General features: G+C 51.9%; 18 protein-coding genes and 1 pseudogene. 6 read left to right on the plus strand and 13 right to left on the minus strand.

Annotated features, from left to right (window positions below):
* Window positions 1–178 precede the first annotated feature (178 nt).
* Window positions 179–793 (minus strand): TetR/AcrR family transcriptional regulator, encoded by a 615-nt coding sequence (locus SFA31_RS14515; protein ID WP_322838624.1) that lies wholly within the window; start codon window positions 791–793, stop codon window positions 179–181.
* 63 nt (window positions 794–856) lie between these two features.
* On the opposite strand from SFA31_RS14515, the gene SFA31_RS14520 reads away from it, so the two are divergent.
* The 4 genes from SFA31_RS14520 to SFA31_RS14535 all read left to right on the plus strand — a co-directional run bounded on the left by SFA31_RS14520 (window position 857) and on the right by SFA31_RS14535 (window position 5,798).
* Window positions 857–1,318, plus strand: coding sequence for a nuclear transport factor 2 family protein (locus tag SFA31_RS14520; protein ID WP_322838625.1), 462 nt, complete (start codon window positions 857–859; stop codon window positions 1,316–1,318).
* The gene (locus SFA31_RS14525; RefSeq protein ID WP_322838626.1) at window positions 1,311–2,147 is read left to right on the plus strand and encodes an ergot alkaloid biosynthesis protein; all 837 of its coding nucleotides are present in this window, start codon (window positions 1,311–1,313) and stop codon (window positions 2,145–2,147) included. The genes SFA31_RS14520 and SFA31_RS14525 overlap by 8 nt, the downstream gene beginning before the upstream one ends.
* Before the next feature lie 743 nt (window positions 2,148–2,890).
* On the plus strand, window positions 2,891–3,928 hold the full coding sequence (locus tag SFA31_RS14530; RefSeq protein ID WP_322838627.1) for an NADP-dependent oxidoreductase: 1,038 nt from the start codon (window positions 2,891–2,893) through the stop codon (window positions 3,926–3,928).
* A 289-nt stretch (window positions 3,929–4,217) separates the two neighbouring features.
* Window positions 4,218–5,798, plus strand: a complete 1,581-nt coding sequence (locus SFA31_RS14535) for a methyl-accepting chemotaxis protein (RefSeq protein ID WP_322838628.1) — start codon at window positions 4,218–4,220, stop codon at window positions 5,796–5,798.
* A 403-nt stretch (window positions 5,799–6,201) separates the two neighbouring features.
* On the opposite strand, the pseudogene SFA31_RS14540 reads toward SFA31_RS14535, so the two are convergent.
* From SFA31_RS14540 to SFA31_RS14580, 9 genes and pseudogenes are all read right to left on the minus strand, one after another.
* Window positions 6,202–6,974, minus strand: a pseudogene (locus tag SFA31_RS14540) (IS3 family transposase); the annotation flags it as partial.
* A 185-nt stretch (window positions 6,975–7,159) separates the two neighbouring features.
* Window positions 7,160–7,699 (minus strand): Ail/Lom family outer membrane beta-barrel protein, encoded by a 540-nt coding sequence (locus SFA31_RS14545; RefSeq protein WP_322838629.1) that lies wholly within the window; start codon window positions 7,697–7,699, stop codon window positions 7,160–7,162.
* Between the two features lie 252 nt (window positions 7,700–7,951).
* Window positions 7,952–9,601 (minus strand): alpha,alpha-trehalase, encoded by a 1,650-nt coding sequence (locus SFA31_RS14550; protein ID WP_322838630.1) that lies wholly within the window; start codon window positions 9,599–9,601, stop codon window positions 7,952–7,954.
* A 221-nt stretch (window positions 9,602–9,822) separates the two neighbouring features.
* Window positions 9,823–10,086 (minus strand): hypothetical protein, encoded by a 264-nt coding sequence (locus SFA31_RS14555; RefSeq protein ID WP_322838631.1) that lies wholly within the window; start codon window positions 10,084–10,086, stop codon window positions 9,823–9,825.
* A gap of 878 nt (window positions 10,087–10,964) precedes the next feature.
* Window positions 10,965–11,642 (minus strand): respiratory nitrate reductase subunit gamma, encoded by a 678-nt coding sequence (narI, locus tag SFA31_RS14560; protein WP_322839381.1) that lies wholly within the window; start codon window positions 11,640–11,642, stop codon window positions 10,965–10,967.
* On the minus strand, window positions 11,642–12,337 hold the full coding sequence (gene narJ, locus SFA31_RS14565) for a nitrate reductase molybdenum cofactor assembly chaperone (protein ID WP_322838632.1): 696 nt from the start codon (window positions 12,335–12,337) through the stop codon (window positions 11,642–11,644). The genes narI and narJ overlap by 1 nt, the downstream gene beginning before the upstream one ends.
* A complete protein-coding gene (gene narH / locus SFA31_RS14570; protein ID WP_322838633.1) occupies window positions 12,337–13,881 on the minus strand; it encodes a nitrate reductase subunit beta in 1,545 nt (514 codons plus the stop codon). The genes narJ and narH overlap by 1 nt, the downstream gene beginning before the upstream one ends.
* Complete coding sequence (locus tag SFA31_RS14575; RefSeq protein ID WP_322838634.1) at window positions 13,878–17,618, minus strand: nitrate reductase subunit alpha; 3,741 nt, start codon at window positions 17,616–17,618, stop codon at window positions 13,878–13,880. The genes narH and SFA31_RS14575 overlap by 4 nt, the downstream gene beginning before the upstream one ends.
* 103 nt (window positions 17,619–17,721) lie before the next feature.
* Complete coding sequence (locus tag SFA31_RS14580; RefSeq protein ID WP_322838635.1) at window positions 17,722–19,113, minus strand: NarK family nitrate/nitrite MFS transporter; 1,392 nt, start codon at window positions 19,111–19,113, stop codon at window positions 17,722–17,724.
* 486 nt (window positions 19,114–19,599) lie between these two features.
* Here SFA31_RS14580 and SFA31_RS19115 point away from each other — a divergent pair, with 486 nt between their 5' ends.
* Window positions 19,600–19,896: an ATP-binding cassette domain-containing protein gene (locus SFA31_RS19115; RefSeq protein ID WP_416208357.1), complete on the plus strand. Its 297-nt coding sequence runs from the start codon at window positions 19,600–19,602 to the stop codon at window positions 19,894–19,896.
* A 23-nt stretch (window positions 19,897–19,919) separates the two neighbouring features.
* Window positions 19,920–20,264 (plus strand): hypothetical protein, encoded by a 345-nt coding sequence (locus tag SFA31_RS14585; RefSeq protein WP_322838636.1) that lies wholly within the window; start codon window positions 19,920–19,922, stop codon window positions 20,262–20,264.
* Window positions 20,265–20,300: 36 nt separating this feature from the next.
* Here SFA31_RS14585 and SFA31_RS14590 read toward each other — a convergent pair whose 3' ends face one another.
* The 3 genes from SFA31_RS14590 to nfsB all read right to left on the minus strand — a co-directional run bounded on the left by SFA31_RS14590 (window position 20,301) and on the right by nfsB (window position 26,263).
* On the minus strand, window positions 20,301–23,330 hold the full coding sequence (locus SFA31_RS14590; protein WP_322838637.1) for a S8 family serine peptidase: 3,030 nt from the start codon (window positions 23,328–23,330) through the stop codon (window positions 20,301–20,303).
* A gap of 400 nt (window positions 23,331–23,730) precedes the next feature.
* The gene (gene ansP / locus SFA31_RS14595; RefSeq protein ID WP_322838638.1) at window positions 23,731–25,215 is read right to left on the minus strand and encodes an L-asparagine permease; all 1,485 of its coding nucleotides are present in this window, start codon (window positions 25,213–25,215) and stop codon (window positions 23,731–23,733) included.
* A gap of 403 nt (window positions 25,216–25,618) precedes the next feature.
* Window positions 25,619–26,263, minus strand: a complete 645-nt coding sequence (gene nfsB, locus SFA31_RS14600; protein WP_322838639.1) for an oxygen-insensitive NAD(P)H nitroreductase — start codon at window positions 26,261–26,263, stop codon at window positions 25,619–25,621.
* Between the last annotated feature and the right edge of the window lie 42 nt (window positions 26,264–26,305).

The following is a 26,305-nucleotide window of genomic DNA, read 5'->3' on the forward strand; positions in this document are numbered from 1 at the left end:
AGTGGCGGTAATCTTTCGAACCGTTGTAGTGGCTTAAAACACTACTGTGGTGTTCGCGGCCGGGCGCCCGCCGCGTGTAAAATTTTTAATCAGTATCAGTAAAACGTTACACATCACGCATTAAAAAATATATCTGATGCCTGCGAACAAATTTAATTGAGATTGAATTAACGGCTCTTCACCTGCCGTGTTTGAGAAGAAGAGTAATATTTTCGACCTGCTGCTCTATTTTTTTACGGCTAACGGGTTTTCCCAGCACCACAATCTCCCAATAAAGCATAGCGGGTAGCAGGCTCAGTGCATTTTCAATATCCAAATCCGCAGATAATTCCCCCCGTGCAATGGCACGTTCAAATATCGCGACGCCTATTTTGCGGCGACGGTCAGCAAGCTCAGTAAGAATATTTGCAAGCTCGCCGTTCCTGGTGCGCTCGGCGTGCATATCTGGCAGGATCCGCCGAACTAACGGATGGCGGAATGTTGCCCGTAACTTCATGAGAAAGGCAGAGATGTCCTTTTCCAGCGAGCCGCAATCTTCAACGCTTGCCAGCAGCAAACCAGCCTCAGCTATTGCCTCCGCTGCAAATTCTCTTTTCGAAACCCAGCGGCGGTATATGGCGGCTTTCCCGGCCCCCGCGCGGGATGCCACGCGATCCAAGCGGATCCCTGTATAGCCATGGCTCGCCCATTCCTCAAATAACGCTTTGTAAAGGGCCCGGGTAAGAGACGCCTGAATAACCGCAGCTCCCGACGGTTTACGTTTTTTATTTTCGTCGATACTCTTGCGTTCCATTCAACCTTCCCTCATTATTTTTGGATGAAACAATATCGTTCCATTCAAGAGGAGTAAACCATAATGTCCTGCGAGATTGACTATTTTCCGGAATTGACGGCGGTGGTGCACCAGGCAATCGGCAGCTACCTCAATGCGGATAACGATACGCTGATGTCGATGATGACTGAAGATATTCTGTTTGAGTTACCTTATGCATTACCCGATGGGCCGTCGCATATTTCAGGTAAGGCCGCACTCGGTGATTACCTGCCGAAGATAGCTCAATTAATTTCAATAGCGTCGATGAGCCTGGAAAATGCCGTTGTTGGTGAGGGAGGTCAGCAGGCGGTACTCGAAATAAGTTGTCAGGGCACAGGTATAGCAACAGGTCGTCGCTACGATCAGCATTATGTTTGCGTACTAACGTTACGCAATGGTTTTATCAAGCGTTGGCGGGATTACTGGAACCCGCTGGTGATGCTGCAGGCCGTGGGCGGAGCAGGGGACATATCTCAAATAATGAAAGGTGTAAAAGATGACTGATCCACGCGTGTTATTGATTGGTGGCACGGGGAAAACGGGTAAACGTGTGGCCCGTCAACTGGAAGAAAAAGGCATAGATTTTCAGCTTGCAACCCGCCATCCAAAGCAGGCAAAGGATCGCTATTTTGACTGGGAGAAACCCTGTTCAGACAGCGTTTTTACCGGGATATCGAGCATTTACCTGGTTTCCCCCACGCATTCCAGCGACCACCGTGCCATCGTGCGGCCGGTGCTGGAGCAAGCGCTGGCCCAGGGAGTGAAGCGTTTTGTTCTGTTAAGTGCTTCATCATTGCCAGAAGGTGGCCCGTTAATGGGGCAAACCCATGCTTTTCTGCGCCAACATGCGCCTGAATGGTGTGTATTACGACCGACCTGGTTTATGCAGAATTTGTCCGAACAGCACCACCAGGCAACAATCAAAAATGAGGGTAAAATCTATTCGGCCACGGAAAACGGGCGGATTGGATTTATCGATGCAGAAGATATCGCCCGCTCGGCGGTTACCGCGCTATTGGCATCCGAAGCGCCAAATAACGATTTTATTCTGACCGGGCCAAAGACGCTTTCCTACGGCGAGGTCGCAGAACTTCTTTCTGCTGATCTGGGATTCAGCGTTGAGTATGTCCCATTAACAGTTGAGCAAATGGCGGCCCGCTATCAGTTATCTGGCCTGGATGCAGATTATGCGCAGCTGTTGGCTGCTATGGATCGTGATGTTGCGCAGGGCGGTGAAGATCGTCTTAGCGAGAATGTTAAAAAGCTGACGGGCAAAGAGCCTAATAGCATGGCGCAATTTATTAAACGCACGCGGCAGAGTTGGCTAACCTGAAATTAAAGTTTTAATTTAATAATATCATTGAGTTATAGATATTTTCATTATGTGCTGCGCAGTGAGTTTCTACAAGGGTACTTCATGTGATTTTGAGATAATCGAACCTTAGCCAAGCGGTGACCGGTGCGTCAGATATTAACGAATGCGTAAATATGGCGATAAAAAAATCCCTGCTGGGATGCCAGATATCGTGAATTTGTAGCCAGAACATTCTGGTCGATTGTGGATATAGCGCGTCTGCAGCGCAGCTTCGGAAATTTGCATGAACGAAGCTCCGCTCTATACTCTGTGCCATGTATATACTCCGTCCCGCTAAACTTCTCCTCACCACCAATAACGGCTGGCAGCGCTATCTCGAAAATACGGCTAACAGCGTTAGCCAGCGGCTTCGAGTCCCTGTTGAGCGCATGCCTGCCTGTAGCGCCTGTGCCTGGGGCATTCGCCGCTACTGCCGTGCCTCTTCGTACCGTACACACTCTCGCTTATTTGGCCAGAGCCGTAACCAAAGACCTGCAGCATGAAATCAGCTGAGCGTGGATCGCGGAGCAACAGCGCCGTTATTCGCCCTATGCTAAAAGATATATGACTAAATTTTGCCTGGCGCAGTTGGCTACTTGGAATGTATGGGAAGCTGAATCTCTTCATGGAGGCCATACGAGCACGGACGCTGTCCCAGGCGGATTTTAACCCTAACGCCCGGTGAGCAGGCGTTAAGTGATAATGAGATACAGGAGGTATAGATGCATACTGAAAACCAGCGCTGGGTACTGGCATCCCGACCCCATGGAGTGCCATTGCCACAAAACTTCCGGCTGGAAACCGAGCCGTGCCCTGAACCGGAAGAGGGAGAAGTGTTAATGCGCACGATCTGGCTGTCGCTGGACCCTTATATGCGCGGGCGAATGAGCGACGAACCGTCGTACGCGCCGCCGCTGGCTATTGGCGCTACGATGCCCGGAGGCACGATTTGCCGGATAGAATTATCCCGACATCCTGATTATCAGCCAGGGGAATGGGTGCTGGCATACTCCGGCTGGCAGACCTACGCCATATCAGATGGACAGGGGCTGATGAAACTGGATGACGCATCGCAACCGCGCTCATGGTATCTCGGAATACTGGGTATGCCGGGCTTTACCGCCTGGATGGGATTGCACGATATTGGCCAGCCAAAACCGGGAGAGACGCTGGTGGTTGCAGCTGCTACCGGCCCGGTAGGCGCTACCGTTGGTCAGTTGGCCAGGCTAAAGGGATGTCGGGTGGTTGGGGTGGCCGGGGGAGCACAAAAATGTCGTTATGCGCAGGAAACGCTGGGCTTTGAGGCCTGCCTCGACCATCGCGCCGGTGATTTTGCTCAACGGTTGCAGCAGGCGTGCCCACGGGGCATTGATATCTATTACGAAAATGTTGGCGGTAAGGTTTTTGATGCGGTGCTGCCGCTGCTGAATGCGAACGCACGTATTCCGGTGTGTGGGCTGGTATCCGGTTACAATGCGATCGCGCTATCGGGCGGGCCGGATAGGCTGCCGCAGCTAATGAGCGCTATTCTGAAAAAGAGGCTTCGTATTCAGGGGTTTATCATTGGGCTTGACTACGGTGAACGTCACGCGGAATTTTTGACCGGAATGCGCCCGCTGCTGCACCAGGGGAAAATTCATTATCGGGAGCAGGTTATCGAAGGATTGGCGCAGGCGCCTCAGGCTTTCACAGGACTACTGGAAGGCAACAACTTTGGTAAAGTCGTTGTGCGCGTAGGGCCGGATGATGTGTCATCCTGATCGGCAAATCATGAAGTGACGCTAATGCAGTTCTGCTGGCGCGTCGCGTCAGCAGGTGCGTATTGTGGCGATTAGGTGCTGAATATGACCACTTTCTCAATGCTAACCGCTGGTCGGGCATAATAGATTTGGCTGGGTGTGAATTTATTTTTACCGTGATAGGGCACGCATAATTACAGCAATTAATGACAATTACCTGTTTTTAAGAAACTTTACAGGGTAATCATCTCAGAAAAATGGGCTTCTGGCCGATAGTGTCATTGACTCTTACTCCGTCAGGGATGCCTCTATGTCACTAAAAAAATCCTCGCTGTTTGTTATGTTTGTGCTGTTTGTGCTTTTTTTCACCAGTGTTATTGTCAGTATTTGGCTACTGTCTCGCAGTAATCAATCGTTGAATACGGTGAATAAAGAGATCCGCGTTGTGCTGTCTATTATCGATCCCATCAACCACAGCCGTACTCTGCGCGTGCGTGTGATGGAATATATGAAAGAAATGGAGAGTAATGATTTACGGACCAAAGCTACGCTGGACGGGGTGAAACTCGCGGCGGAAAAAGCCGATGCGGCCTTCCAGGCTTACATTGACGCGCCGGAGCTGGCAGGGGAAACGGCCGATAAGAATGCCTATCGCAAGGCGTATCTGGCTTATCGCCAGCAGGCTATTCAGCCGCTGCTTGATGCCGCAGCAGATAACGATCAGCTACGTTTTAAAAGCCTGATCCCTAATGTGGCGCGCCTGGACCGGCAGTATGAGATTGTTCTGGACCGCGTTCTCGCGCGGCATGAAGCGTATGCGAAGGCGCTGAATAGCGACGCGCAGAATCATTTTATTACCGGTGTTTGCCTGCTGATTGTGTTTGGCGGACTGTTTCTGGCCGTGGCAATTGCTATCCTGCTATTTTTGAAGCGCTATGTGCTTAACCCGCTGGGAGAAGCAAAAAATTATTGCAGCCAGATAGCGGAAGGCAGCCTGGATAAACAGGTGCCGACTAATATCAGCGCCAGCAGTGAAATAAAAGAGCTGATTGGCACTATGGAGCAAATGCGCTATTCGCTGGCGGAGATTATTGCCAGAGTGCGTAATGCGACCGGTATGGTATCACAGGCCTCGCAGGAAATTGCCGTTGGAAATAGCGATCTTGCTTCGCGTACCGAGCAGCAGGCCGCGGCGCTGACTGAAACCGCCGCCAGTATGGAGCAGTTGGGTGCCACGGTTAAACAAAATACCAGTAATGTATTTAAGGCTTGCCGCCTCACCAATGAAGCTGTAGATAATGCCCGGACCGGAGAGCGGGTTTCTAAAGAAGTTATTGTCTCGATGGAGCGAATAAGCGACAGTTCGAGGAAAATTGAAGAGATCACTTCGGTTATTAATGGCATTGCATTTCAGACCAATATTTTGGCGCTAAACGCCGCGGTAGAAGCCGCGCGGGCAGGCGAGCAGGGGCGTGGTTTCGCGGTTGTTGCCGCAGAAGTTCGCAACCTCGCGCAGCGAAGTGCGGTTGCAGCCAAAGAGATTGAAGGCCTGATTTCTGAGTCCGCCACCAATATTAATACCGGTTCCGATCAGGTCAGCCGTTCCGTTGAGGCTATGAGCGCCATTATCGCTTCGGTCAGCCAGGTAAATGTGTTGATGGAGCATATTTCTACCGCATCGAATGAGCAAAGCAGCGGCATTAGCCAGATTGAAAAAGCCGTGACGGAAATGGACAGCGTCACCCAGCAAAATACGGTACTGGTACAAAAATCCGCTGCCGCCTCCGGTTCGCTGGAAGAGCAGGTACATCATCTTACCGACGCGGTAGCCGCATTCAGGCTTAGCGAGAGCGGTACACAACAAGAGTCATACCTCGCATCCGCGCTGTGATGTAACGAAGTAGTTCGTAATATCACTATAGATAGAGTGCCAGCGGCCCTTTTGGTAACAGAAGGGCCGCTTTTTATTGCCAATTTAAAGCCACGCCCTGTGAACGTGGTCATCAACAGGTTTGGCTTTGCCTTGCTGTTTTGGGATTTAAATCTCATAAGACTGGCAGAGACTTTTTTTAAGGAATTTGGTATGCCCCTCTGGGGCATCAAAGCAATGCCGCCTTCTATGAAGGCGGATTTTTACTGCTAATTTAAAGCGACATCCCAGGACGTGGCATTCAGTATTTGGCCCTGTCAGCCATGCAACTCATGGGAAAATCTGAATAGGTTGTACACACTTGATAAGGACTTAATCATCGGTAAATTCTCGCATGTGCTATGCCATGGTAAAACTGAAGTGGTCAACTAAAACTGGCCACGGCTTTAGCGTTTTTCCAGTATCGGTTTTCCGATTCGTTTGGGGGTAATCCACCGTTATCGTCATGCGGCCTTGGCGAACTGTAATACCGGACGATATAGTCTGCGATCGCATGAGCTGCTTCGCTAAAGTTTATATAGCCTGTCACTGGCACCCACTCGTTTTTCAGACTTCTAAAGAAGTGTTCCATCGGGCTGTTGTCCCGGCGGTTTCCACGTCGGCTCATACTTTGCCTGATCCGGTAACGCCACAGTAGCTACAGTAACTGCCTGCTTGTGTAGTGGCTATCCTGGTCACTGTGGAACATCACTCCTGCTGGTTTACCTCGGGTTTCCCACGCCATTTCCAGCGCTTTGATGGTTAGCCTGCTGTCCGGTGAGAATGACATTGCTGGCCTGCCGGTTTTCTGGCGAACAAATCGAGCACAACGGCGAGGTAAGCCCAGTGCCTGCCCGGATATACGTCACATCGCCGCACCTGATTAGGCTCTGTCACTGCGAACTGTCGCTCAGGGTGATTTGGGATAGGGATGTGTTCATGACCACCACATTTATACCGGTGGGTGGGTTGCTGACAACTCACCCGTCCCGGTTCTTTCATGAGCCTGCCAGCAAGCCAGCGCCCCATTCTGAAGCCTTCAAGGGTTGTTGCCATAGTGGCGATACTTCTTGCGCCAGCAGAGCCATGGCTGATGTGATGTCGTTCCAGAATCTGACTGCGTAATACAGCCCGCTTGCCGTTTGGCTTTTTGGGGCTTTTCACCCAGTGGACTTTTACTGTCAGTTAAAAAAGCGGCATTCAAAGAGGTAACATGGGGTATTACTATGATATTAAGTGCAATAGTCCGGTACTGGCTTTCTTATGGGGAAAATACCGTCTAAAGGGATAAAAAGCCGCCTTCAGTATGAAGGCAGCCTGGTTCTGGAAGGTATCACGCAGTATTAGAAACGATAGCCAACGCCAAGGTTCCAGGTTCCTACCTGAATATCGCCCGCCGTACCGTATTCATAGCCTGCATCGATAACCCAATCCTGATAGGGGTTAAATTGTAATCCGGCACCGTAGATAAACATCGAGTCGCTGCTGGTGGTGTGTCGCACTGGCGTATTGTATTTGCTGCGCGCATAACCGTAGCCTATATCGCCGTACACGCTGGCCCAGTCGTTAATACGGTAAGTAGGGCCGGCTTTAAGTGAGAAGTAATGGTGATCGCCATGGCCTCGTCCCACGCCGTGCGAAGCGCTATCGTCGAAGGTTGCCCCGGTATAGGTAACCGCACCCATCACTCCCCACTCATCGTCAGTTTCATAACGATATTGAATCTGGGCGCCTTTCGCATCATCGCCGTGTGTGTGGTTAAAGTGGCTTTGGGCATAGTTGACAGCAACGCTGCTGTCACCGGCTGCGGCCTGAGCTGCGCCAGAAAATGCGCCTAATGTCATGGCAAGGGTCAGTGCGGATAATGGGAGAATCTTTTTCATAGTGGTCGCCTTTTGCTTTTTTATTAACGCAGCGTCCTGCTGCGATTTCATTTTGCGCGCAGGCGCGTCCTTACGTTTTGCCATTTCGTGACGAGCGTTTAGCGACAGGCGGTCTATTGACTTAAGGTTGAAGTTAGCGACGACGTTACTTTCAGCAGAAAGCGCTGCCGATAGCTATAAGAGAAAGCAGATTGAGGGAAAAGAAGGAGAGAGGCCTGCGCGGAGCGCGCCGCGCAGGCAAAGCGGTGATGATTATGGTTCGCCATACAGGCCGATTAACCGCCGCACAACGCCGTTGGTCCAGCCAAATCCATCTTGAAGCGGATATTCGCCGCCGCCGCCTTCGTGCGGACTACTGTCGGCAATATGATATTTTTCAATAAGTTTGTGACGCTGTTGATAAACCAGGTTAACGGTTTTCAACCAGCGGCGGGCGATTTCGTCGCCCAACAGATCGTGCCCGTAGCGTTTCAGCCCCTGAATAGCCATCCACTGCAGCGGCGCCCAGCCGTTTGGTTTATCCCACTGCTCGCCGGTATCATATTCTGTTGCCAGGATGCCGCCGGGGGTGAGCAAACGCGTGCGCACGGCGTCCGCGACGCGGCGCGCCTGATCGGGAGTGGCTAACTCAACGTACAGCGGCACAATACTGGCCGCTGAAAACAGCGCCGGCTGCTGACGGCGCCAGTCGTAATCGCGATAGCAGCCTTTTTCATCGTCCCACAAATAGCGCGTCATGGCGTCGCGACGCGCGGACGCTTTGGCATGGAAACGCGCCTGCTCGTCTTTTTCGCCGTTGAGCGCAGAGATATTTGCTATCGTGTTCTCCAGTTTGTACAGCAATGCATTAAGATCGACCGGAATAAATTGGGTGGTCCGAATGCTGGCGAGACGATCGGTATTGCGCAGCCAGCGCGATGAATAGTCCCAGCCGGAGGCGGCTCCTGCGCGCAGGTCTCGATATACTTCATTCGCCGGGCGCCTGGAGCGACGGGCGGTTTCGACATCTTCGCGCCAGGATTCGTCGCGGGGCGTGTCGCGATCGTCCCAATAGCGGTTAAGCAGGCTGCCGTCCGGCATACGCACTGCGTGCCGGTAAGCCTGATTCAGGGTCAGCGATTCGGCGCCGTCCATCCAAAAAGCGTATTCCTGGCGCAGGTGATCCAGATAGCGCCGGGCGCCGCGCACGCCGTCTTCTTCAAACAGCTCGACCATCAGCGCGAATACAGGCGGCTGAGAACGGCTCAGATAATAGGTCCGGTTGCCGTTAGGGATATGACCGTAGGTTTCAATCATCCATGCGAAATTATCGGCCATACAGCGCAGTAAATCGTCGCGTCCGCTTTCAGCAAGCCCCAGCATCGTAAAGTAAGAATCCCAGTAATAAGTTTCGCCAAAGCGCCCGCCGGGCACGATATAGGCCTGGGGCAGCGCCAGCAGTGAAGACCACGGAATATGATCGTGAGGTTCACGGGTCAGCACCGGCCACAGGCTGTCAATGTGTTCTTTGAGCGACATTTCAGGATCGGAAACATAGTTTTGCTTCTGTGCCTCAGGCAGCCAAAAGTGCTGCTCGACAAACTGACGCAAGTCGAATTCCGGACGGTGGCGCATACGGCGGTACCGGATAAGGACATCCAGCGGATCGAGGCGCGGCGCGCAGTCAGGGAAGGTTTTACTATCGGCAAAAATGCGTGCCGCCTGCACGTGTTCAAACAGTTCCAGATAACGATCCGCCGGCGTTAGCGCGTCCGAAGCAGGGAGCCCCTCAATGCCTTCCGGTTCGGGTTCAGCATCGCGCATCTCTTTGAGCTTAAGTTCACAGGGGTCTAACTCATAGCTCAATTCATCTTCAACGCCGAATTCCATTAACTCAGCCACATTGAATTTGTGGTTGGTCATGGCGATAGGCACCTCCGGATATCGTTGGTAAAAATAGTATTTGAGGTTTTACATTGTTTAAGCGTAGACACTTGTTTCGATCGCAGAGAACAAAGTGTGCGCAAGCTCACGCTTTCTTGGCCCCGATAATTCTGAGTTTTATGGCCGAAGGTAACATACGCTCCCACGGCCATCAGCGAATAAAACGCCAACGCCTGAAGTCAGTCATCGCGGTGGGCTTATCAGGAGGACTCATTGTTGCCAAGCAGCGTCAGTTTTGTGGACTGCGCAAGCCAGGCAAGCTCCGTATGACAGTCCTCATCTTCGTTTTTCTTCACGGCGATATCGAATTTGCGCAATATTTCTTCTTTACGCTGCTGTGAGTTTCCGGCGATACAGGACGCTAAAACCCCGATAGCCGCGCTTAGGGCATAGGCGAGATTCTCTGCATCAAGATCGACATCGTCCGTTTCAATCGCATCGAAACGGTATTGCGGGATAGCCATAGTGGCCTCCTGTTGAGTGATAAATAGGTCAACGTGTTCTGCAATTCATTACATCAACAGAAGGCCAGCAAACACGAAAATACCTTAGGAATATAGCCAATTTTCCTGGCTATGCTATTTGTAAGGAGCTACATATATTCACAGATCTGAATATATTGTGCTTATTACGCACGGTGGTTCACGGTTGATACCTGCACTGCCCGTTAAATGGGGCAATGAATAATTATCAGATTATTCAATAAACTATGAGAATAAGAGGTGTACTCTCAGCCAGAAGCTGTATTAACAGGCACATAATAAACATAGCGTTAAATAGAGTCGCTGCACGTTTGTTTTAAACGCGAACATGGTGTCAAAGATAAAAGGGGGGCTGCAAGAGGAAATTGAGTTTTTTACATTATTGCTGATGAAAAAAACTAATGAATACGAGAAATAACGTTGTGATAATAATCCGGTTTGTTTAATTGTATGACTTTAAAGATAAAAATGGAGTTAAAGCGTAATAGTTATTTCCGTTAACAACGCGACGTGCGCTTTCTCTCTTTTATAGGGCATAAATAATCTGTAATGACCAATGGAGTTTCCCTAACAAAAGGATAGTTAAAAACGTGATAGGTTGTATTTAGCCGTAGTGACTTGTTATAGTCTATTTTTCTATTCCGATAGAGAATGGATGTAATTACTTACAAAGCGAAAATCAGGGCTATTCTGAGCGGTGTTTATAGCATTATCAAAAAAGGCAATCAGTAAGCGGAGCACCGGCTATTTATGCAGAATATTTTCGCTGCGCCGATATACTATCGATGACGCTATAAAAATGCGGCGGGTTTTCAATGCCCGCCGCGCGATGAAAAGAGGTATTGATTTAGGATATCGCGTCAGCGACGTGAGCGAACGAGCTGGTAGCGACGCGTAACGTATTCCACCGGCGCGCTCCAAATATGTACCAGGCGGGTAAACGGGAACAGCAGGAAAAGTGTCATTCCCAATGCCAGATGCACGCGAAAAATATAGGCGACGCCGTCCAGGTGGGCTGAAGCGCCGCCGTGAAAAGTGACCACAGCCTGCGCCCAATTCACCAGTTTAAGCATTTCGCTGCCATCCGTATGCTGGGCAGAGAAGGGGATGGTACCTAACCCCAGCGCGCACTGGATCATTAAAAGAGACAGGATCAGGATATCCGCCGTGCTGGAAGAGGCGCGCACGCGCGGGTTAAATAGCCGTCGTTTTAAAAGTAGTAACCCACCTATTAGCGTAAGTACCCCGCAAATCCCACCCAGCCACATCGCCATTTGTTGTTTAACCGACACGGGCAGGAACGCCTGATACATCCAGTGCGGTGTCAGCATGCCCAAAAAATGGCCGACAAAAATGCCGAGGATACCAATGTGGAATAGGTTAGAGGCCAGCCGGAACCCTTTTTTATCCAGCATTTGACTGGATGAAGCCCGCCAGGTGTACTGCCCATAATCGTAGCGTACCCAGCTTCCGAGCAGGAATACCGTTCCGCATAGATAGGGATAAATATCGTAAAAAAAGACATTCAAATATTGCATCATTTGGGGCCTCCCGCAGAGAGATCCAGATATTGCGGCGCCGGGCTTTGGCTAAAGCGCCGCTGGTGCTGTTGTAACGGCGAGGAACTGCAGGACGCGCCGCTATCCTCGATGAATTTAACCTGTTCCTCTTCCCACACCGCGTCCAGCGCTTTTGGCGTATCGTCGCGCGTTTCTTTAGCAACCTGCTGCGTGACATTGTCACTTCTTGGCGAGCTGCCTGCAAGGCGCAGCAGTGTATCAAATAGAGCGGCCCATGGCGCTTCGCGCTGCATTAAGCGCGCACCGAGTAAAGCAAGTATCGGCGCGACGTCCAGCAGCCCCTGGCGCGCCTCAGCATCAATGCGGGTACTGAGGTATTCCAGATAAAGCGGTAGATAATCAGGCAGTTCACGGCAGTCTAATTGCAACCCCGCCTGTTCATATTGCGTTAGCAAATCCACCATCGCCTGACCGCGATCGCGCGATTCCGCGTGAACGTGTTCAAACAGGAGTAGCGATGTGGCCCGACCGCGTTCGAAGACTTCACACCATTCCGCCTGTCTGTCCAGCAGCGCGCCGGCAAGATAATCTGTAGTAAATGGCATTAATTCCGGCGCATCCTGCGCCACCAGAGCTATAAGTTCTGCCCGGCATTTCCATACCTGCTCGTCGGGGTATTCCAGCAGCAGACCAATGACTTTTAGCGCCTGCATTATTCACCCTCCGCCTTGTCGGTCACTTCTGTGATATTGATGGCATCAATGCGGCTACTGTTGAACAAATTGAATTTGGTATCTGAGCCGTGGCAACCGTCGCCAAAGGTGAAGCCGCAGCCGTTGCGCTCCGGGAAGGCATCTTCTGCCATTTCACGGTGGCTGGTTGGGATAACGAAGCGGTCTTCATAATTGGCGATGGCCAGGTAGCGATACATTTCTTCTACCTGAGCGACGCTCAGGCCCACTTCTTCCAGCGCTCGTGTATCAGTAACGCCTTCTACCGTTTGCGAGCGCATGTAATGGCGCATTGCCATCATGCGTTTTAAGGCGCGCAGTACCGGGCCAGTGTCGCCAGCGCTGAGCATATTCGCCAGATACTGCACCGGAATACGCAGGCTTTCTACCGCTGGCAAAATACTGCCGTTATGCGGCAATCCGCCGGCGTCGGCGATAGACTGAATCGGCGACAGGGGGGGCACGTACCAAACCATTGGCAGGGTACGATATTCAGGATGCAGCGGCAGCGCCAGTTTCCAGTCCATCGCCATTTTATAGACCGGCGACTGCTGGGCTGCATCGATGACGTTTTGTGGAATACCCTGTTTTAATGCTTCTTCGATGACCGCCGGATCGTGTGGGTTAAGGAACACGTCGCACTGACGCTCGTAGAGATCGGTTTCATGCTCCGTGCTGGCGGCTTCTTCAATGCGATCCGCGTCGTAGAGCAGCACGCCAAGGTAACGAATGCGCCCAACGCAGGTTTCGGAGCAAACCGTCGGCTGTCCGGATTCAATACGCGGGTAGCAGAAAATGCATTTTTCTGACTTTCCGCTTTTCCAGTTAAAGTAGATTTTTTTATAAGGGCAACCGCTGATGCACATGCGCCAGCCGCGACATTTATCCTGATCGATAAGCACGATGCCGTCTTCTTCACGCTTATAAATTGCGCCGCTGGGGCAGGATGCCACGCAGCTAGGATTCAGGCAGTGTTCGCACAGGCGGGGCAGATACATCATGAAGGTATTTTCGAACTGCCCGTACATCTCTTTTTGCATGGCTTCAAAGTTACGGTCCTGCGCGCGCTTTTCAAATTCTCCGCCCAGCAGTTCTTCCCAGTTTGGCCCCCATTCCACTTTTTCCATGCGCTTACCGGTTAACAGCGAGCGGGGGCGCGCCGTCGGCAGGTGTTTTCCTTCCGGCGCGTTATGCAGCGTTTTGTAGTCGTAAGTAAATGGCTCGTAATAGTCATCAATTTGCGGTAATACCGGGTTGGCGAAAATATTGGCCAATATGCCCACTTTGCCACCGAGGCGGGGCTGCAATTTACCGTTAATTTTACGGATCCAGCCGCCCTGCCATTTTTCCTGATCTTCCCAATTCTTGGGATAACCGATGCCGGGTTTGGTCTCAACGTTATTGAACCAGGCGTATTCCATGCCTTCGCGACTGGACCACACATTTTTGCAGGTCACAGAGCAAGTGTGGCAGCCGATGCATTTGTCGAGGTTGAGCACCATGCCGACCTGTGAACGTATTTTCATGATTTGCTCTCCTGTACCTGATCCATACCTTCGTCATCCAGCCAGTTCACGTTTTTCATTTTACGTATCACAATGAACTCATCGCGGTTGGAGCCGACGGTACCGTAGTAGTTAAAGGCGTAAGCCAACTGCGCATAGCCGCCTATCATATGCGTGGGTTTTGGGCATACCCGGGTGACGGAGTTATGGATACCTCCGCGCAGTCCGGTAATCTCGGAGCCGGGTATGTTCATCAGGCGCTCCTGCGCGTGGTACATCATGGTCATGCCAGACGGAACGCGCTGGCTAACTACTGCGCGCGCCGTCAGGGCGCCGTTGGCGTTATAGGCCTCAATCCAGTCGTTATCGGCGATGCCGAGTTCTTTCGCGTCAACTTCACTCATCCATACAATGGGGCCGCCGCGCGACATGGTGAGCATGAGCAGGTTTTCGCTATAGGTGGAGTGAATGCCCCATTTTTGGTGCGGCGTCAGGAAGTTAAGCGCTTTTTCCGGGTGGCCGTTCGGCTTCACATTAAGCATGTTTTCAACGCTGCGGGTATCCACCGGCGGGCGCCACGTGACGAGACTTTCGCCGAAATCGCGCATCCACGGGTGGTCCTGGTAGAGCTGCTGGCGGCCTGACACGGTGCGCCACGGGATCAGTTCATGCACGTTGGTATAACCGGCATTATAAGAAACGTGTTCATCTTCCAGCCCGGACCAGGTGGGGCTAGAGATAATTTTACGCGGCTGGGCCTGAATATCGCGGAAGCGAATTTTTTCGTCTTCTTTTGGCAGCGCCAGATGCGTATGATCGCGCCCGGTTATCTCGCCGAGGGCTTCCCAGGCTCTGACCGCCACCTGACCGTTGGTTTCCGGTGCCAGAGTCAGGATCACCTCAGAGGCGTCAATGGCTGAATTAATCTGCGGGCGTCCGGCCGCCGGGCCTTCCGTTTTGCGGTAATTCAGCTTACCAAGTAGCTCGACCTCTTGTTCCGTCTTCCAGTTAATGCCTTTGCTGCCGTTGCCAAGTTTCTCCATTAGTGGGCCAAGCGAGGTAAAGCGCTCATAGGTCGCCGGATAATCCCGAGTAACAGCCACAATATTCGGCGCCGTTTTCCCGGGGATAAGCGGACATTCGCCTTTGCGCCAGTCCTGCACGCCGAACGGTTGAGCCAGCTCGCCCTGAGAATCATGCTGTAGCGGATGCAGCACTACGTCGGTTTCTTCGCCAAGATGGCCGACGCAGATTTCGGAAAAGCTCTTGGCGATGCCTTTGTAAATTTCCCAGTCGCTTCTGGATTCCCATGCGGGATCGACGGCGGCAGACAGCGGGTGAATAAACGGATGCATATCCGAGGTATTCATGTCGTCTTTTTCATACCAGGTGGCAGTCGGCAATACGATATCGGAGAACAAACAGGTGCTCGACATGCGGAAATCGAGCGTCACCAGCAGATCCAGCTTGCCTTCGATTGCGGCAGTTTGCCATTCCACTTCTTCAGGTTTCACGTGGTCGGTACTGCCGAGATCTTTTCCCTGAATACCGCTCTGAGTCCCCAGCAGATACTTGAGCATATATTCATGGCCTTTCCCTGAGGAACCGAGCAGGTTAGAGCGCCAGACAAACAGGTTTCGCGGGTGATTACTGCCATTATCGGGTTGTTCACAGGCGAAGCGCATCTCGCCGCTATTGAGTTGATTAACCGTGTACTCTGCTGCCGAAAGCCCCGCTTTTTGCGCCTCTGCGGCAATAGTTAGCGGGTTGACGTTAAGCTGAGGCGCTGAGGGCAGCCAGCCCATACGCTCCGCGCGCACGTTAAAATCAATCAGATGCCCGCTGTATTTGCTGCTATCGGCCAGCGGAGAGAGTAACTCCTGCGCCGTCAGTTTCTCGTAGCGCCACTGGCTGGCATGGTTATAGAAGAAGGAGGTGCTGTTCATTTGGCGCGGTGGGCGATTCCAGTCGAGGGCAAACGCCAGCGGTAGCCAGCCGTTTTGCGGGCGTAGTTTTTCCTGGCCTACATAGTGCGCCCAGCCGCCGCCGCTCTGACCAACGCAGCCGCAGAACACCAGCATGTTAATCATACCGCGGTAGTTCATGTCCATGTGGTACCAGTGGTTGACGCCGGCACCGAGGATTATCATAGAGCGTCCGTGGGTTTTATTCGCCGTATCGGCAAACTCGCGGGCGATTTGCTCAATGTGATGCGCCGGAACGCCGGTGATTTTTTCCGCCCAGGCGGGCGTGTATGCCTTAATTTGCTGGTAATCCTGAGCGGCGTTAGCGTCGTCCAGACCGCGGTCGATACCGTAATTCGCCAGCACCAGATCGTAGACGCTGACTACGCGCCCCTGGCTACCATCGGCGAGGGTGAGCGTTTTTACCGGTAGCTGATGCAGGGTAATAGGGTCCATTTCCACGCTCGGGAAGTGGGGGTTGTTATAGCCGCCAAACCAGGGGAACCCGACGGTAACCCGTTCATCCGCGTCTTCAATCAGGCTCAGGCGCAGCTCGATTTCTTTGCCATTTGCCAGCGATTCCAGGTTCCATTTGCCTTTTTCTCCCCAGCGGAAACCGATAGAGCCGTTCGGCGCGACCAGTTCGCCGTCGCTGTTATAGGCAACGGTTTTCCACTCCGGGTTGTTGGCTTCTCCCAGCCCGTCCACCAGGTCGCTGGCGCGCACCATTCGTCCCGGCTGCCAAAAGCCATCTGCGTGCTGTTCCAGCAGTACCAGCATCGGCATATCGGTATACCGGCGCGCGTAGTTGATAAAATAGTCGCTGGGGTTTTTAACGTGGAATTCATTCAAAATTACGTGGCCCATCGCCAGCGCCAGCGCGGCATCTGTACCCTGTTTTGGGGCCAGCCACTGGTCGCATAATTTCGCCACTTCCGAATAATCGGGCGTAATCGCGATGGTTTTTGTGCCTTTGTAGCGTACTTCAGTGAAAAAGTGTGCATCCGGGGTGCGGGTCTGGGGGACATTCGAGCCCCAGGCGATAATATAGCTGGAGTTGTACCAGTCAGCGGATTCCGGCACATCGGTTTGTTCACCCCAGGTCATCGGCGAGGCGGGGGGTAAATCGCAGTACCAGTCGTAGAAGCTCAGACAGGTGCCGCCCAATAAAGAAAGATAGCGGGTGCCGGCGGCGTAAGAAACCATCGACATAGCCGGGATGGGAGAAAAACCGGCGACGCGATCCGGGCCATATTTTTTGATGGTCCATACATTGGCGGCGGCAATCAACTGATTGAGTTCTTTCCAGCTCGAACGCACAAATCCGCCGCGCCCGCGGATCTCTTTATAGCTTTTGGTCTTTGCCGGATCGTCCTGAATCGATGCCCACGCTGCAACGGGGTCGCTGTGGGCTGCAAGCGCTTCGCGCCACAGGGCAATAAGGCGTTTACGCACCAGCGGGTATTTCAGGCGGTTGGCGCTGTACAAATACCAGGAGTAGCTGGCACCGCGCGGGCAGCCGCGCGGTTCATGGTTCGGCAGATCCGGGCGGGTTCGCGGATAGTCAGTTTGCTGCGTCTCCCAGGTGACCAGCCCATTTTTAACATAAATCTTCCAGCTACAGGAGCCGGTGCAGTTGACGCCGTGGGTGGAACGCACGATTTTGTCGAACTGCCAGCGCTGACGGTAGCTATCTTCCCAATCGCGGTTGGTAGTCAGTACCTGCCCGTGATCCCCGGAAAAGGTATCGCCTTTTTGTTTAAAGTAGCGAAACCTATCAAGAAGTTTACTCATGACATTTCTCCTGACGAGGAATTTCATTTCCTTGTCGTTGCTCAGCAAATTGCTTAAAGCCCACTTCTGTGGGCTAACGTGAAACTTGAGTTTTGTGCATCAATTAGCGGGTATTCAGCGTTTTTCTACCGTAAACCAGCCAGGTAATCAGTACACAGGCGATGTAGAACACCAGAAAAATCTTCATCGCACCGACCGGCGATCCTGTCATCGCCAGCGAGCTGCCGAAGGCTTTAGGAATGAAAAAACCGCCGATAGCGCCGATAGCGGAGATAAAGCCTAACGCGGCGGCGGTGTCGGTAACCGCTTCATGCTGGGCTTCTTCTTCACTACCGCCTCGCTGTTTTACGCGCTCCAGCGTCAGGCGCCGAAAGATGACGGCTATCATCTGAAACGTTGAACCGCTGCCGAGGCCGGCGGTGAGAAATAGCCCCATAAATACCGCATAGAAGGCAATAAAATTACCGCCGCCGTTAGCGTTGGGCAGCGTTAGGAAAAGCAGCCCGCTGAAGACAGCCATAAAAATGAAATTCACCAGAGTAACGCGGACTCCGCCCAGCTTATCGGAGAGCATGCCGCCGACTGAGCGCGCCAGAGCGCCAAGGAAGGGGCCAAAAAAAGCCAGCTTAAGGATTTCTACTTCAGGGAACTGAGTTTTAGCCAGCATGGCAAAACCGGCGGAGAAGCCAATAAACGAGCCGAAGGTCGCCAGATACAGTAGGCTCAGAAGCCACATATGAAGGCGTTTAAGCACCGGAAGCTGTTCGGCCACCGACGCTTTTGAGCTGGCGATATCATTCATTCCAAACCAGGCGGCAAGAGTGGCAAGCAGCAATAGTGGCACCCAGATTAGGCTTGCATTCGGCAACCACAGCGTTGAGCCATCAGCTTGCGTAACGCCATCAACGCCGAAAAAGGCAAACACCGGTAGGGTAACCACTATCGGTGCCACCAGTTGCATAACGCTCACGCCGAGGTTACCCAAACCGCCGTTAACCCCTAACGCGCTGCCCTGATGTTCCTTGGGATAAAAGAAGCTGATATTACCCATGCTGGAGGCAAAGTTGGCGCCAGCAAAGCCACACAGCAGCGCGATAATAATAAACACCCAGTACGGCGTGGCGGTATTTTGCATTGCGAAACTTAGCCAGACGCACGGGATGATGAGAATAACGGTACTCATAACCGTCCACATACGCCCGCCCAGCATGGGGACCATAAACGAATAGGGGACGCGTAAAATGGCACCCGAAAGAGCGGGCAGGGCCGTCAACATAAATAATTGATCGGTGGTGAATTGAAATCCAATCTTATTAAGATTGACCGCAACGGCGCTAAATAACATCCATACGCAAAACGCTAATAGTAAACAGGCAACTGAAATCCACAGGTTGCGTCGGGCGATGTGTTTCCCTTTACTTTCCCAGAAAGCAGGGTTTTCTGGTCGCCAATCGCTCAATAAATAGCGGTTATTTTTATCATTGATTTGAGACATAACGATCCTCACATGTACCTAAAAAATGAATCCCGTAAAAGAAACATAGAGTTACAGCAGATTATTCATACGTTATAGATAAAATAGCTGGAAAAAGGAGATGCAACTGTCAGTGTAATAAGGAGCGCTGCATTTTCCACGGTTTGCACTGTAGGGTGATTTTAAAAGCGTAGATAAAAAACCGGAGCGGGATGCTAAAGCTTCATTATTAACAGTGCGTTAATTGTTACTAATTGTAACGATGCGACGCTGGTATAGTTTTTGGATATATAACTCACTATATAGCGGTGGGCCGGGCGCTATCAGATTTGTGAAAAAAGCGAGGTGGAGCGGTCAGTCTGTATTCAGAAATCAGGGGTAAATCGTTACTGCCGTCGTCAGTTGCGTGCGAGAGTAAACGTGACTGGCTGCGCGGTGAGAAGTGTTATCTCGCGCGTAATAGGCGCGACGGCGCTATTGAAGCCTGTAACTGGTAAAATTGCCGTAATGGGCGCAACAGGGGCCGGTAAATCGACGCTTTCGAAGTTTCTCTATCGTTTCTTTGATGTCACAACAGGAAGCGTGCGCATCGATGGCTATGACGTTCGGAATGTTACGCAGCCCTGGATATCGTTCCTCAGGATATCGTCTTTTTCAATACGCCGATTAAATACAGTATTACCTATGGTCGGCCTTGCACCATTATTAAGGAGATTAAAAGGGCGGTCAGGCTGGCCCGCATCGATAGCTTTATCTAGCGGCTACCCGATGGCGATGACAGTCAAATTGGACACGGGGGCTTAAGCTTTCTTAAACGCCCTAACATTATGATATTTGACGAAGTGGCAGGCGCGCTGGATACCGCCACTGAGCGGGAGAGCCAGACCATTCTTCGTGAAATCAGCGCTGATCGCACGACATTAATCATCGCCCACCGGATTTCCTGCGTGATGGATGCGGATGAAATTCCGGTGCTTGAAAAAGGGCCGGGAGTTGAAAGAGGCTCGCATGCAAATCTACTCAGGCCGGCGGTTACTACGCCTCAATGTGGGCATCGCAGTACAGAAACGGCGCGGGTTATTAAAAGCAGAAAGAATAGCCGGCTGGCCCAGCCGCCGCAGCTGTTACTGGCCGTTACTTTCAGTCTCCGCTGCGGTAGATGGATGCACTGACGGGAAGGAGAAAGGGAGGCAATGCCTCCCAAAACGTTAAAACTGTAGCTGTACTCCGGCCTGAAGAGCATTGCTTTGGTGCCTGGCGGAAAAACCGCTGTGATAACTCAGGCTGACTGAGGCGCGAGTACCCAGTGTGGTAAGGGCTTCTATCGCTAACCGCGCGCCGTCTCGCGCCGCCGCCACGCTATCCACGGTAAAGGGCGAGGTTGCCTGCGTAAAATTAAGCGTTTTATCGCGCCGCAGCGAATTGTAACGATGCTGCCAGCCAAGTTCGCCATGCAGGGCTAGCGATCGCCCTTTGTCATATGACCACTGCCTGCCAGCCCGTACTCCAATCGTAGATAGTGTGGTTTCCATGCTTTGTTTTCCCGCACGCAGTGCGGCCGACCCGCCGCGTTCATGCACGCTTTGGCTGACAAAATCGGCCCAGGCGAGGCGGGCGAAGGGCTCCAGACTGCTCCGGTCTGCATCAGGCGCATAGCCTGTTTCTACAAATAGCTGATGCGTGCTGGCACTATAACCGGCGGCCAGACTATCCGCTTGGGCCGCATAATTTACCGAACGCGTGGTATCAATGCGGTGCCATGTGTTAGCAATCCCCGCACGTAGCAGCACGTTATCTAGCCGTTTGCCCGCATAGATGCCCGCATGATAGTTATCGCTTTTCGCGTGCCCCCGCTGGCCGCTGCGTATAACGCTGTGCGTATACCCAGTGGCCAGTCCCAGATATCCGTTTTCTTTTTCGCCCGTATCAATACCGAGTAAAATGCCGCTGGTGGATGATTTGAAACCGGAAGCGTTATGCGTACCAGAAACGTGATTTTTATCACCGGTTATTTGAACCCAGGCACCGCCGTCATTCTCACGGACTTCGGAAGCGTCGCTAAGACTCTGCCTGTGACGCAAGCGTGCGTTAAGCGTATCGCGCACTATACCGGCGTTATCTAATAACGCAGAGGCAGTGGCTGCATGCAGCTCACCGGACAACTGGCTAAATGCCCGGCGCGCCGCGGCCGTGGAACTATTCATCAGTATGCTTTCGTAAACCGGATGTCCGGCCGGCAATTTATCTGCCGCACTGGCGACCGCGCGTTCATTTTTCGTTGCGGCAACGAAGGCAAACGGCGTGGCGTTGCGTCCTATATTTACCGTGATGATCTCGGGCGTGTAGGCCAGCCCGGCGCCAATAAAAAGATAATAAGGAAGAACGGCGCTGAAGTGGCCGCTAATACCCTGACGGGCGGAAAGAATGGTAAATGAACGATGAGATAATGACTGAACATCCTCAAATGAAAGGAGATTGGCGCTATTATCTAACGATATAGCGACATCGCCACCGTTAATAGCGGCAGCCCCCGCGCTTTCAAGGCGGCTGCTATGTCCTGCCCGGCTAACGGCCACGCGGTAACGGGAGCCCGGCTCGAAGTTGATATTTTGCGCAACGTGAAGCGTGGCATCACTTTTGGGCGCAATGCGCCCGCCGGCTAATACACTGAGGGCACCAATACTTCCGTTACCCTGTAACGTGCCGCCACTTTGCACGGTGACGTGAGAGGTGATACCACCGTTGATCGCCAGTGTGCCTTGGTTGACCAGGGTAGGGCCGTGATAATTACTGTTACCGGTAAGTTCCAGCGTTCCCTTACCCGTTTTGAGAAGCCCGCCGTGGCCGGAAATAGCGTTGCTCCAAATGTCATACGCGCATTCAACGCTGTTACAGGTGCGTGCCGCTGGCGTGTTGGCCTCAACGATAGCACCGTAGCCGGGAATATTGGCAATAAATAACCGGTCCTGATAAGAGCCATCAATATAGAAAGCAGACGGGATGTCTTCCTGGGTGACAAACATCCCCGGGCCGTTAATTGCGGCTCTAAGATTTAATTTCCCCCAGCCGTAGCGGGCGTCTAAGCCAGGCTCGCCTAAATCGGTTGCCGTAGTTTTAAGCACCGCCGCTATTTGGGCCGTGGTCATATAAGGAAATCGCTGCATGAGTACAGCTGCGGCGCCGCTAACGACAGGCGCGGCCATGGAGGTTCCCGACATGGTCATGTAGCCATACTGCAGAGCCAGTTCGTCATTATCCAGCGCCTGCTGAGTAATGGGACCGCCGTCAGGGGAGATGAGCCAGCCGGCTGTACTCAGAATGTCCGTGCCTGGGGCTGAGATACAGTAACTTGCCGCGTAGCCACAGGAGGTTGAGGATGCCGCTAATTCATTCTGTGGGGTTAGATTAGTAACCACTAAATAGTGAGATAAAATATCTGGAAAGAAATAGGGAAGAGAAGATTCCCCTAAAGGAACGTTATAATTATTTTCATTGCCGGCGGCGAATACAATAAGTTTATTGGCTCTGGCCGCCCGCAGCATTGCGGGAGCGCTGTTAGCATAATTATATTTAAAGGGGATTGGGCTGCGACTCATGGCCTCTATATCAGGCAGATAAGGGCCGTAAGTGTCGATATTATCCTGTAGGGTAACCTGCTCGTAATCCCAGGTACCGTTGGGTCTTTTTATAGGGTTGCCATTGCTGTCTGTATTAATATCTGGTGAAGGGCCCCAACTATTATTAATAATCCTCGCTTTGCTATTAATTATCTGTTCAGAATGATCGACGCTAGTTTGTAAATATTTGGCCGCGATGATATCTGCATCATAGGCAACGCCGTGCATGCCTATTCCGTCGCGCTTGGCCGCAGCGATACCGGCTACGTGGGTACCATGCGTACCAATTTCGAGGGTTCCATCCGGATAATCAGAATAGTTAAAGTTTTCATTTTCAAGTGAGAAAACCTGCAGCTTGCCATTAAATTCAGGATGAAAAAAGACGGCTTCGTCCAACACACCAATCGCAATGCCTTTCCCCGTATAGCCTGCGGCATAGGCATAGTCTGCGCCAATAGCGCCCAGGCCCCACAGCGCGTTAAATTCACTATCTTTTATACGCTCTGCCAGATTAGTTTCTATTGTTGATTCGGCGCCTGCGGGAGATGACGCGATTAATAATAACAGAGGAAATATTTTCTTTGGAAACTGAAATCTATACGATCCCATTATTTTCATCATGGCGCTTCCTATTGACAAATTAAAATGATGATTGATACACTTTGATCGCCTTGTATTTATTCATATGGGTTTTCAGTAAGGTATATAATTAATCTGATTGCAGAGGTACCTCATGGTTAGCTTCAGGGAAGTGATTATCTATTAAAAGTAAGGGCAATAATTCAGTGTTTGAGGAATCTAGTGATATTTGATGAGCAGCAGAATAAAACAGTCAGCATCGCTCTGGTGTGATTATTTGCGTATTTCTTTCAAAATAAGAAAATGGCTCTGAGTCTGTTTTTGAAAAAGCTATTAATATCGATGCAATAAATGGCGGGCGGCGGACAGAAGGATTAACAGTAATACGATTGTATATCGAAGAAGAGCTGAATGCGCCCGGCGGGCGCATTCAGGTGTACGTTTAAGGTTGCGTATCAGTGCGCTGTGAGATTTCCTGCGCAGGCTCTGGCTGTGCGGTGTTTGCGACAATATTGACGCGTTTACGCACTCCGTACCAGCCTGCGATTAACACCAGCGCCAGTACCGGAATTGCCGCGATGGTGTAGGTGCCGTTCGGATAATCGAACGCCATTAATACCAGTACGGACAGCAGGAACAATAGGGTGAGCCACGAAGTGAACGGCGCACCGGGCAGCTTGAAGTGGATATCCGTCGCGCGGCCTTCTTTTATTGCTTTTCTCAATCGTAGCTGACAAACCACAATAAAAGCCCACGAGGAAATAATCCCGAGAGAGGCAATATTGAGCACTATTTCAAACACCCGGGACGGCACCAGGTAGTTCAGGAACACGCCGATAATATAGATACCGATAGTCGCCAGAATACCGGCGTAAGGGACCTGTTGGCGACTCATTTTGGACATGAACGCCGGCGCCGAGCCGCCCATGGACATGGAGCGCAAAATGCGGCCGGTGGAGTATAACCCGGAGTTCAGGCTGGAAAGCGCCGCCGTGAGCACCACGATATTCATAATGCTGCCAATGTAAGGCACGCCGAGTTTTGAGAAGAAAGTGACGAAGGGGCTTTGACCGGCCTGATAGGCATTCCAGGGCAGCAGCAACACCAAGAGCAGGATCGAGCCCACATAGAACAGGCCGATACGCCAGATAACACTGTTGATAGCCTTAGGGACCATCGTTTCTGGATTTTTGCATTCGCCCGCGGCGGTGCCGACCAGCTCAATAGCGGCGAACGCAAAAACTACGCCCTGTATCAGAACCAGCGCGGGGAGTAGCCCATGAGGGAATATGCCGCCGTTATCAGTGATGAGATGAAAACCTGTCATGTTTCCATCCAGCGGCTTTCCGGTGCCGAGAAACACGACGCCAACGATGAGAAAAATCACGATAGTCAGCACTTTAATTAGCGCGAACCAGAACTCCATTTCAGCGAACCAGCGGACGCCTATCATGTTCATGGTGCCGACGAGGCACAGGGCACCAAGGGCGAAAACCCACTGAGGTATATCACCAAATGAACCCCAATAGTGCATATAAAGCGCAACGGCGGTGATATCAACAATGCCGGTCATCGCCCAGTTTACAAAATACATCCAGCCTGCCACATAGGCGGCTTTCTCACCGAGGAATTCGCGGGCATATGAGACAAAACTACCGCTGGATGGGCGGTGCAGCACCAGCTCGCCGAGGGCGCGGAGAATAAAAAAGGAGAAAATTCCACACACTAGATAGATTAACGCCAGTGCAGGGCCAGCGGCTTGCAGACGGGCACCGGCACCAAGGAATAGCCCGGTTCCTATTGCCCCTCCAATCGCTATCATTTGGACGTGGCGATTATCCATAGCCTTGCTATAACCGGCGTCATGCGCGTTGAGCCAGCGGCGACGCGCCGCGTGTTGTTCCGCTTTATGTTTTGTCAGTTTCATGCGTTTTCCTAGAAGTTCCTGTCCGAACCTGAGGCGCACTCGCGGTGTTCCTGCCGTTAACTATTTTTTTGATGGCAGGAGTCACGATGGGACTACTCAGAGAAACCGTGTTAATTAAGACATGTAATACGGCGAAGCATCCTAACCGCAAATGCGCGCTGACGCAAAATTCAGAGGCTAAATATAGGAACAAAGTTCGTTATTTTAGAGAGAAATGCGATGTCACATGGTTAAAACCACTGTTAGTAAGCGGAAATTTAGAGGTATGATTTGGTTGTTGAGTAAATGTATAGGTAATTTCTTTGATATTGCGGCTCTGCGCCGATGATTTTAACGCCGCGCTAATGTCGAGCGGGTGCCCGCAGAGCGGCAGAGTGGATCTCTGCCGCCCGATTCAGTTTTTTCAGAGCAGCGTTATCACGCTATCTTGGGGCAGCCGTGACTTAGGAAGACCTGCGTTAAAGTCCTGTTCGCTGCTATACCCGACCGTAGCCGCAACCACGCTACGGTACCCCTGTTGTTTAAGTTCCAGTATTTCATCCAGAAGCTGCGGGTCGAAACCTTCAACCGGCGTAGCGTTAAGCCCTAACGTTGCCGCGCCCAGTAGCAGAAAACCAAGGGAGATATAAGCCTGGCGTGCCATCCACTCTTGCTGCTGACGTTCGCTACCGCTATTCAGATTAACAAAGTAACGGCGGCCTTTATCCTGAGATGCTTTTACTTCGTCGTTAATGAAACGTCCATCCTGTTGCTCCTGAGTTAACAGGGTATTCAGGTGCGCTTCGTCGATGTGCGTGCGAGTGGCGAAGATGACGGTGAGCGCCGCGTTCTGTACTTTTCCCCCGTTCAAATCACCAAAGGCGGGCTTCACCCGCGCCTTCGCGTCGGCGCTCTCAATAATAAAGAAATGCCAGGGCTGTGAATTAACGGATGAGGGGCTAAAGCGCAGTAAATCGAGCAACTGCTGACGTTGTTCCGCGCTAAGCGGGCGCATTGGATCATAGGCTTTGCTGGTGTAGCGTGTGCGAACAATGCTTTCAATATTCATTATGGCATTCCTTTCACTGTTAATGGTGGCCGGGTTTTTTGA

The organism is Erwinia sp. HR93, assembly GCF_034555055.1.
GTDB lineage: Bacteria > Pseudomonadota > Gammaproteobacteria > Enterobacterales > Enterobacteriaceae > Apirhabdus > Apirhabdus apintestini.

What these genes read in the sequence shown, in the direction of transcription:
- SFA31_RS14515 (WP_322838624.1), bottom strand. Translation starts at nt 793, where the DNA reads ATGGAACGCAAGAGTATCGACGAAAATAAAAAACGTAAACCGTCGGGA.
- SFA31_RS14585 (WP_322838636.1), top strand. Translation starts at nt 19,920, where the DNA reads ATGATATTTGACGAAGTGGCAGGCGCGCTGGATACCGCCACTGAGCGG.
- SFA31_RS14525 (WP_322838626.1), top strand. Translation starts at nt 1,311, where the DNA reads ATGACTGATCCACGCGTGTTATTGATTGGTGGCACGGGGAAAACGGGT.
- SFA31_RS19115 (WP_416208357.1), top strand. Translation starts at nt 19,600, where the DNA reads ATGGGCGCAACAGGGGCCGGTAAATCGACGCTTTCGAAGTTTCTCTAT.
- SFA31_RS14520 (WP_322838625.1), top strand. Translation starts at nt 857, where the DNA reads ATGTCCTGCGAGATTGACTATTTTCCGGAATTGACGGCGGTGGTGCAC.
- SFA31_RS14535 (WP_322838628.1), top strand. Translation starts at nt 4,218, where the DNA reads ATGTCACTAAAAAAATCCTCGCTGTTTGTTATGTTTGTGCTGTTTGTG.
- narJ (WP_322838632.1), bottom strand. Translation starts at nt 12,337, where the DNA reads ATGCAGGCGCTAAAAGTCATTGGTCTGCTGCTGGAATACCCCGACGAG.
- SFA31_RS14590 (WP_322838637.1), bottom strand. Translation starts at nt 23,330, where the DNA reads ATGATGAAAATAATGGGATCGTATAGATTTCAGTTTCCAAAGAAAATA.
- SFA31_RS14575 (WP_322838634.1), bottom strand. Translation starts at nt 17,618, where the DNA reads ATGAGTAAACTTCTTGATAGGTTTCGCTACTTTAAACAAAAAGGCGAT.
- SFA31_RS14550 (WP_322838630.1), bottom strand. Translation starts at nt 9,601, where the DNA reads ATGACCAACCACAAATTCAATGTGGCTGAGTTAATGGAATTCGGCGTT.
- ansP (WP_322838638.1), bottom strand. Translation starts at nt 25,215, where the DNA reads ATGAAACTGACAAAACATAAAGCGGAACAACACGCGGCGCGTCGCCGC.
- narI (WP_322839381.1), bottom strand. Translation starts at nt 11,642, where the DNA reads ATGCAATATTTGAATGTCTTTTTTTACGATATTTATCCCTATCTATGC.
- SFA31_RS14580 (WP_322838635.1), bottom strand. Translation starts at nt 19,113, where the DNA reads ATGTCTCAAATCAATGATAAAAATAACCGCTATTTATTGAGCGATTGG.
- nfsB (WP_322838639.1), bottom strand. Translation starts at nt 26,263, where the DNA reads ATGAATATTGAAAGCATTGTTCGCACACGCTACACCAGCAAAGCCTAT.
- narH (WP_322838633.1), bottom strand. Translation starts at nt 13,881, where the DNA reads ATGAAAATACGTTCACAGGTCGGCATGGTGCTCAACCTCGACAAATGC.
- SFA31_RS14530 (WP_322838627.1), top strand. Translation starts at nt 2,891, where the DNA reads ATGCATACTGAAAACCAGCGCTGGGTACTGGCATCCCGACCCCATGGA.
- SFA31_RS14555 (WP_322838631.1), bottom strand. Translation starts at nt 10,086, where the DNA reads ATGGCTATCCCGCAATACCGTTTCGATGCGATTGAAACGGACGATGTC.
- SFA31_RS14545 (WP_322838629.1), bottom strand. Translation starts at nt 7,699, where the DNA reads ATGAAAAAGATTCTCCCATTATCCGCACTGACCCTTGCCATGACATTA.